Here is a 210-nt window from a genome sequence, read left to right as displayed (position 1 = left end):
GGCATGCAGAGGCAAAACATCCTCTCTGGCACGGACTGATACTCAATGCCGTCGATGGCGTAGTCTGGCATACGCAGGACACACCTGAAAATGCAGAGGCCTTCGGTAAGGCTTCGAACCAGCACGGTGAACGCGGATATCCTCAGGTCCGCATGGTCTGCCTGATGGAACTGAGCAGTCACCTGTTGCGGGCCAGTGTGATGGACAGTT

1 pseudogene is annotated in these 210 nt (G+C 56.2%); it reads left to right on the top strand.

Going from position 1 to position 210, the window contains the following annotated elements:
* A pseudogene (locus LC431_RS26470) lies at nucleotides 1–210 on the top strand (IS4 family transposase); the annotation flags it as partial.

The organism is Rahnella sp. GSA61A, from assembly GCF_019969905.1.
GTDB classification, from domain to species: Bacteria; Pseudomonadota; Gammaproteobacteria; order Enterobacterales; family Enterobacteriaceae; genus Rahnella; species Rahnella aceris.
The sequence above is the reverse complement of the archived record's forward strand: the minus strand, read 5'-3'. Positions and strand labels throughout refer to the sequence as shown.